Origin of the sequence: Luteibacter sp. (assembly GCF_051958795.1) — a bacterium.
Lineage (GTDB): Bacteria > Pseudomonadota > Gammaproteobacteria > Xanthomonadales > Rhodanobacteraceae > Luteibacter.
Genome location: NZ_JBQCFT010000046.1, coordinates 1 through 6512 on the forward strand (window position 1 = coordinate 1; position 6512 = coordinate 6512).

The window sequence follows — 6512 nt, forward strand, 5'->3', positions numbered from 1 at the left end:
AGGAGCAGCGGCGATGCCGTGGCTTCCACGCCCCATGCGCCGACCGCCAGGCCGACCAGGATCCAGCCGATGCTGCCGAACACGCGGATCGCACCGAACTCTTCCTGCGGATCACGGATGTGGCGCATGGCCAGCGAGGCGGTGAGGGCCAGTGTCGGCATGTAGCAGAGGCTGTAGGCCAGCAGCGGCACGTAGACCATCGCGAACGTGGTCTGCTGCGCCGCGACCGCGAGGAGGACGGCACCGAGCAGGTGCAGCAGGGTGAGCACGCGGCGCGTATCGAACAGGCGATCGGCGAGCAGGCCCACGAACAGCGGCGAGATGATCGCGCCGATGGCGGTGGTGCCGGCGACGGCACCGATCTCCGTACCCGTGAAATGCAGCGTCTTGCCGAGCCAGGTACCGACCGTGACGTACCACGCGCCCCAGATCCCGAACTCGAACAGCATCATGATTCTAAGGCGCCATTTCATCCGCGTTTCCTCGTGGTACGGGTGGATTCGAGAGGGTCTTCGATCGACTGCCAGACGCCGCCGGCGGCATGGCTCTTGAGCATTGCGTCCACGACCAGGCTATTGCGGTAGCCGTCGGCGAACGTGGGCAGTGCGGCTGGCTTCGTCGACGCGGTCGCGCCGCGACGGATCCAGTCGTAGGCGTCGGCGATCACGTTGCGGAACGCGTCCGCCCAGGCTTCCGGATGGCCCGCCGGCAGGTGCGCGTAGCCGCGTGCGGCGGGATCGAGCAGCGACGGGTCGCGGGTCAGCACGGTGTTCGGCTTCGCCGCGTTCCCTATCCACAACTCGTTGGGTTGTTCCTGCCGCCAGGCGAGTGAGGCCTCGCGGCCGTTCACTTCCAGGCGCAGGTCGTTCTTGTGGCCGGGAAGCACCTGGCCGACCGTGACGCAGCCGCGCGCACCGTTGTCGAAACGCAGCAGCACGGTGGCGAGGTCTTCGCTGGTGATCTTGCGCTTCTGCGTGGCTTTCTTCGTCGCACCCGCAAAGGCCTTGGCCGAGGTGGCGGGCACTTCGCGCACGGGGACCACGGTGTGCAGGTCGGCCAGCACGGCGGTGATACGCGCGCCGGTGACGTGCTCCGCCAGGTCGCACCAGTGCGAGCCGATGTCACCGAGCGCGGAGCTGGCACCGCCGAGCTTGGGGTCGAGGCGCCAGGTATACGCGCGCTCATCGGTCAGCCAATCCTGCAGGTAGCAGCCGTGCACGAACACGCTGGGGCCGATCTTGCCCTTGGCGATCATCGCGCGCGCCTGTTGCACGAGCGGATAGCCGCGGTAGTTGAAGGTCACCACGTGGGCCAGCCTGGCGTCGCGCGCGGCTTCGTAAAGCTCGCGGGCCTCCGGCATCATGGCGGCCAGCGGCTTGTCGGAGATGACGTGCTTGCCGGCGCGCAGTGCCGCCAGTGACACCTCGCGGTGGAGATGGTTGGGCGTGGTGTTGTGGATCACCTGGACGGCGGGATCGGCCAGCAACTCCTGGTAACTGCCGTAGGCCTGCGCGACTCCGAGTTCCCGTGCGCGCTTGCGCGCGGATTCAAGGCTGGAGCCGGCGATGCCGACGATCTGGACGTTGCCCAGGCGGCGTACGGCGTCGAGGTGGTGCGCGGCGATGAAGCCGGGGCCTACGAGCCCCATGCCGAGTGATTTCATCGGTTTACCGTCCTGGCGCTTGTCGTGGTCGACTGGCCTGCCATTTATCCCCCGATGTACCTCCGCCCGCAAATGTATTCGATTACATTTCGCAGGGCATCGGCGTTGGATCGTGTCACATGGTTGGAAAGGTATAGCCCCATGGACCGCGCTGTCGCAGGGCGGTCCGAACATGCAAAGATATGTAACAGATGGATAAACGCCTACGCAACGATTTCATGTAATCCATTACATTGCGCTGCACAAAAGAGAGGGATGGATCACGTGAGTTCGGAGGGCGGCAAGCGGAAAAAGAAAGGCGTTCCGGCGAATGCTGCGCCGCAGCCTGTACGCGTGCGAACGGTGAAGGAGATCGCCGCAATCGCCAACGTGTCGGTCGCGACCGTGTCGCGCGCCCTCCAGCGTCCCGAGATCGTCAGCGAAGAAACGCGTCTGCGCATCCACGAGGTGGTCAAGCGCCTGGGCTACACGCCAAACGCGCTGGCGCGCAACCTGCGCACGGCGCGCACCCGGCTGATCGTGGCCCTGGTGCCCGACATCTCCAACCCGTTCTTTTCCGAGGTCATCCGCGGCATCGAGCAGGTCGCCTACGAGACTGGCTACTCGGTGCTGCTGGGCGAGACCCAGAGCAACCTGGTCCGCGAGCAGGCGTATGCCGTCATGGTCGCCGCCCGCCAGGCGGATGGCATCGTCACGATGTTCCACCGCATACCGTCCATCCCGTTCGAGGGCCGGTTGCCGGTGGTGAACGCCTGCGAATACGTCAAGGACAGCGCGATCTCCAGCGTCTACATCGACAATGTCGCCGCGGCCACCAACGCTGTGGACTACCTCGTGACCCTCGGCCACCGCGATATCGCTTTCATCGCAGGGCCCGCCTCCAGCCCGATCTGCGTGGATCGCGAACAGGGCTATCACCTTGCCCTGGAGCGGGCAGGGTTGATCTTCAATCCGGCGCTGAGCGCCGTGGGCGATTTCTCGATCGAAGCGGGCGAACGCGCGATCGAACTGTTCCTCTCGCAGGGCCATCCGTTCAGCGCGGTGTTCTGCTCCAACGACGAGATGGCGATCGGCGCGATGCGAGCCCTGATCTCGCGGGGCCTGCGCGTGCCAGAAGACGTCTCGGTAGTCGGCTTCGACGATATCCGCTTCTCGCGCTACACCTCGCCCTCGCTGACGACCGTGGCGCAGCCGAAGAACGCGCTGGGGCGCGAAGCGATGACCATGCTGATCGAGCTGCTCAACGACCCCGAGGTACCGCCGCGCAAGCGGGTGCTGTCGGCCGAGCTGGTCGTGCGTGGCTCCACAGGGCCGCGCAGGGACCGAGCTGCTTAGCTTCGCGCTGTCGGTGTCAGCGCGCGGGGAATCGCCCCGTGCGCAACGGATCCAGCAAACCCTTCAGCCCGTTATGGTCGAGCTCGAGCGCCAGGGCGAGCAGGGTGCCCAGCTGCCCTTTCGGAAAGCCCTTTCGGGCATACCACGCGAGATAGGCACCGGGAAGGTCGGCGATAAGCCGACCCTTGTACTTCCCGTACGGCATGGCGACCGTCACCAGGCTCTTGAGGTCTTCCGGTTTCAGAGCGTCCAGCCTGCACGGTAGTCGCGACGCAGGAACTGGTTGGCCTCCGGAATATTGGTGACCTGCATGTTCTGCGCATCGTACTCGATGCGATGCCCCGCCCGCAGGGAGACGATGCCGAGCAGCATCACTTCCGTCAGCTGAGCCGCGTACTCGAACGGCGACGTGGTCTTGCCCTTGCCCTTGCACGCATCGACCCAGTTCATTTCGTGCGAGGTCGTGATGCGCGTGTACTTCTGCGGCGGGGTACCGACCGACTCCTGAAGGGACTGCGGCAGCAGGCGCGGGTTGTCGCCGTAGGTTTCGTGCACCAGCTTGCCCTTGCTGCCGACGTAGAGCGTGCCGCCATCATGCATCTGGCCGGCGCCCAGCGCTTCCAGCCCCGGCGGCAGCAAGTTGCCGTCGTACCAGGTCAGCCGCACCGGCGGCTTGTCGCCACGGGCGGGGAAGTCGTAGTACGTCATCGTGCCCGTGGGGTACGAGGCATTGTTGAACGGCGTCGAGACGGTTTCGATGGAGGTCGGGAAGCCGAGGTCCAGCGACCAGAACGGCGAATCGATGAGATGCGCGCCCATGTCGCCGAGGGCGCCCATGCCCCAGTCGACCCAGCCACGCCAGTTGAATGGGTGATAGAGCGGGTGATAGTCGATTTCCGGGCCGGGGCCGAGGAACAGATCCCATTCCAGGCCCTGCGGCTTCGGGTAATTGCCCGCCATGGCGTTGGCGAGGCGGGCATTCACCGCATCCATGTCCCAGCTCGTGGCGGAGGGCGCGGCCACGGGCTGCGGGCGCGGGATGCCCTGCGGCCAATAGCCCAGCGGGCGGTTCGTCCAGGCGTGGACTTCGCGCACTTCGCCGATCGCGCCGGCATCGATGTATTCGCGGATCAGGCGGGTGTCGTCGGTCGAATGGCCCTGGTTGCCCATCTGCGTGGCGAGCTTCGGGTTTTCCCGGGCCTTGCGGGCCATTTCGCGCGCTTCGAAGACCGACCAGGTCAGCGGCTTCTGCACGTAGACGTGCTTGCCGAGGGCCATCGCCGCGCTGGCGATCGTGGCGTGCAGGTGATCCGGGGTGGCAATGACCACCGCGTCGATATCCTTCCGCTCCTCGAGCATCCGGCGGAAATCGGTGTAGCGCTTGATCGAGTCGTACTTCTTGGCAAGCTGCTTCGTCAGGGCGATCTGCTGCTGGATCTCGAGACGCCTCTTGGCGGTCGTCGCCTTGTCGAGCCGGGCCTGGGCCTGGCCGATGCCGTCGAACATCTTGCGGAAGTTTTTATCTGTGTAGCCCCAGTCCACGTCGCACAGGGCGACGATGTTCTCGCTCGCCAGGGCGCGGATGTTGTTGCCGCCCATGCCACCGACGCCGACGCCCGCAATGTTCAGGCGATCGCTGGGCGCCGTGTGGCCCACTCCGCCCAGCACATGGCGGGGCACGATGAGCAGGCCGGTGGCGGCAAGGGCCGTGCCGGCGAGGAAGTTGCGACGGGAGAGTTTGATGTTCCCCTGAGTCTGGTCCGTTGCCTCCCCGGTGACTGGGGACGGCGTCTCGTTATCGAGCTTCGATTTGTCCGACATATGCGCTGCGATCTCCGTTTGGCTATCAGGAAGCGGTCGGGACGAAGCCCGGGTCCAGGAAGGCAGTTGGAGTTCATATCGCATATCGCGCTGGGATTCAATCGATCCAATCGCGACGTGATCAGCGCGACCTGCCGTGAGTGGTCGAGCTGTCGAGCGCCGTGCCCGCGAGTTCAGGCCTTGCGAAGAGCCAGATGGCAACGGCGAAGGCGGAGAACGTACCGAGGCAGAGGAAGGCTGGCGTAAAGCCGTATAGCTCGGCCATCCAGCCTCCGAGGGCCGGACTGAGCGCGGCCTCGAGGCCCTGACATGCGAACACCGCGCCTTGTGCAAGATTCGCGCGACCGGTGCCGTACATCAGGTGTGCCACCAGCGCCGGCCCGAAGACCGCGCCGGTCAGGGCCGTCGCCACTTGCGAACCCACCACCGCCGCGAACGCGGTGGAGAAGAGGAGTGAGGGAGCGCGTGAAGGGCGCGATAGAATGATTGCCATTACCCGCCCAATGACGTTACCGCCCCATGGCCAAGAAAACGATAGCCACCGACGCAAGACCTGTGATCGAAAGCCAGCAGCCGGTATCGAAGGGCCAGAAATCCTTCAACATGCTGGTCGAAAAAATCAGGAAGCGCCGGGCAACGCTGGCCGAGTGGGAGGCCTATAGCGAAGAATTCAACCGCAGGTATAACGGTGAGTACATTCCGCAACGGCGCAAGTTCGACGAGGTGCGCACGCAACTGATCCTGCGCCTCGATCAATCACACGAGATGAAGGGCCTCACCAAGGCAGAGCGGAACATCATCGCCGACCTCATCAGCCACATCGCCGACCAGGTGCTTGAGTCGACAGACGACCCCGTGGTCGCCGAAATCTTCGACCGCTACAACGCACCCGATCCGGCTGACCCGGCTACCGAGGCCGCAATCCAGGAAAGCCTCAGGAGCTCGTTCAAGGAAGTGTTTGCCTTTGACATCCCTCCCGAGATCGACATGCGTTCGCCAGAGGATGTCATGCGCTATCTCCAGGAGCAGCTCGACGAGGAGGAGCGGGCTGAACAGCAGCGCAGCCAGGCGAGGGCGGCTTACCATGCGGAACGCAAGAAAGCCCCAAAGCGTTCGAAGGCCGAGGAGCGTGCTCTCGCGGAGGAGGCGGAAGTCCACCTGTCACTACGCGAGGTCTACCGCAAGCTGGCGAGTGCACTCCACCCCGATCGGGAGGCCGATCCGGCCGAGCGCGAGCGCAAGGCCGCGCTGATGCAGCGGGTCAACGGCGCTTACGCAAAGCGCAGCCTGCTCGATCTCCTCGAGATCCAGCTTGAGCTGGAGCACATCGACCAGGCTGCGCTGCAGGGCGCGAGCGAGCAGCGTCTTAAGCGGTGGAACAAGATCCTGAAGGACCAGGTACAGGACCTCGAGATGGAGCTATTTGAAGTGGACGCGGGTTTCCAGATGCGTTGTGGCATGACCCCGGTAGGATCGACATCGCCGAAGATCATCAAGCGTGTCCTCAACGACTATATTCGGGACTTGAACGAGCACGTGCGGTGGTTCGAAGACGACCTCAAGGTGTTCGACGATCTCAAACGGCTCAAGCCGTGGCTTAGAACGATGAAGGCTCAACTCCAGTCCCTGGACTGACGGCTGCGGATCGGCGCAGTGCGCACTGAGGTTCACTGCAAAGGCATCGAGAGGGCTA

The 6512-nt window shown here is 64.6% G+C and carries 7 protein-coding genes; 2 read left to right on the forward strand and 5 right to left on the reverse strand.

Features of this window, described 5'->3' with window-relative positions; translation table 11 throughout:
- A partial coding sequence (locus ACTHLF_RS02605; protein WP_440324599.1) for an MFS transporter occupies positions 1-473 on the reverse strand: 473 nt, incomplete at its 3' end.
- Positions 470-1663 carry a Gfo/Idh/MocA family protein gene (locus ACTHLF_RS02610; RefSeq protein WP_440324601.1) on the reverse strand — a complete coding sequence of 398 codons (1194 nt, stop codon included), beginning with the start codon at positions 1661-1663 and terminating at the stop codon, positions 470-472. The genes ACTHLF_RS02610 and ACTHLF_RS02605, both read right to left, overlap by 4 nt.
- A 264-nt stretch (positions 1664-1927) precedes the next feature.
- Between ACTHLF_RS02610 and ACTHLF_RS02615 the strand changes: the two genes are divergently transcribed.
- Positions 1928-2998 carry a LacI family DNA-binding transcriptional regulator gene (locus ACTHLF_RS02615; RefSeq protein WP_440324602.1) on the forward strand — a complete coding sequence of 357 codons (1071 nt, stop codon included), beginning with the start codon at positions 1928-1930 and terminating at the stop codon, positions 2996-2998.
- A gap of 16 nt (positions 2999-3014) precedes the next feature.
- Here the strand turns inward: ACTHLF_RS02615 and ACTHLF_RS02620 are convergent, their stop codons facing one another.
- The 3 genes from ACTHLF_RS02620 to ACTHLF_RS02630 all read right to left on the reverse strand — a co-directional run bounded on the left by ACTHLF_RS02620 (position 3015) and on the right by ACTHLF_RS02630 (position 5312).
- A complete protein-coding gene (locus ACTHLF_RS02620) occupies positions 3015-3242 on the reverse strand; it encodes a DUF3820 family protein (protein WP_440324610.1) in 228 nt (75 codons plus the stop codon).
- Positions 3239-4819 carry a Gfo/Idh/MocA family protein gene (locus ACTHLF_RS02625; protein WP_440324604.1) on the reverse strand — a complete coding sequence of 527 codons (1581 nt, stop codon included), beginning with the start codon at positions 4817-4819 and terminating at the stop codon, positions 3239-3241. The genes ACTHLF_RS02620 and ACTHLF_RS02625 overlap by 4 nt, the downstream gene beginning before the upstream one ends.
- Positions 4820-4940: 121 nt before the next feature.
- Positions 4941-5312: a hypothetical protein gene (locus tag ACTHLF_RS02630; protein WP_440324606.1), complete on the reverse strand. Its 372-nt coding sequence runs from the start codon at positions 5310-5312 to the stop codon at positions 4941-4943.
- A gap of 26 nt (positions 5313-5338) precedes the next feature.
- Here ACTHLF_RS02630 and ACTHLF_RS02635 point away from each other — a divergent pair, with 26 nt between their 5' ends.
- Complete coding sequence (locus tag ACTHLF_RS02635) at positions 5339-6454, forward strand: hypothetical protein (RefSeq protein ID WP_440324608.1); 1116 nt, start codon at positions 5339-5341, stop codon at positions 6452-6454.
- Positions 6455-6512 lie beyond the last annotated feature (58 nt).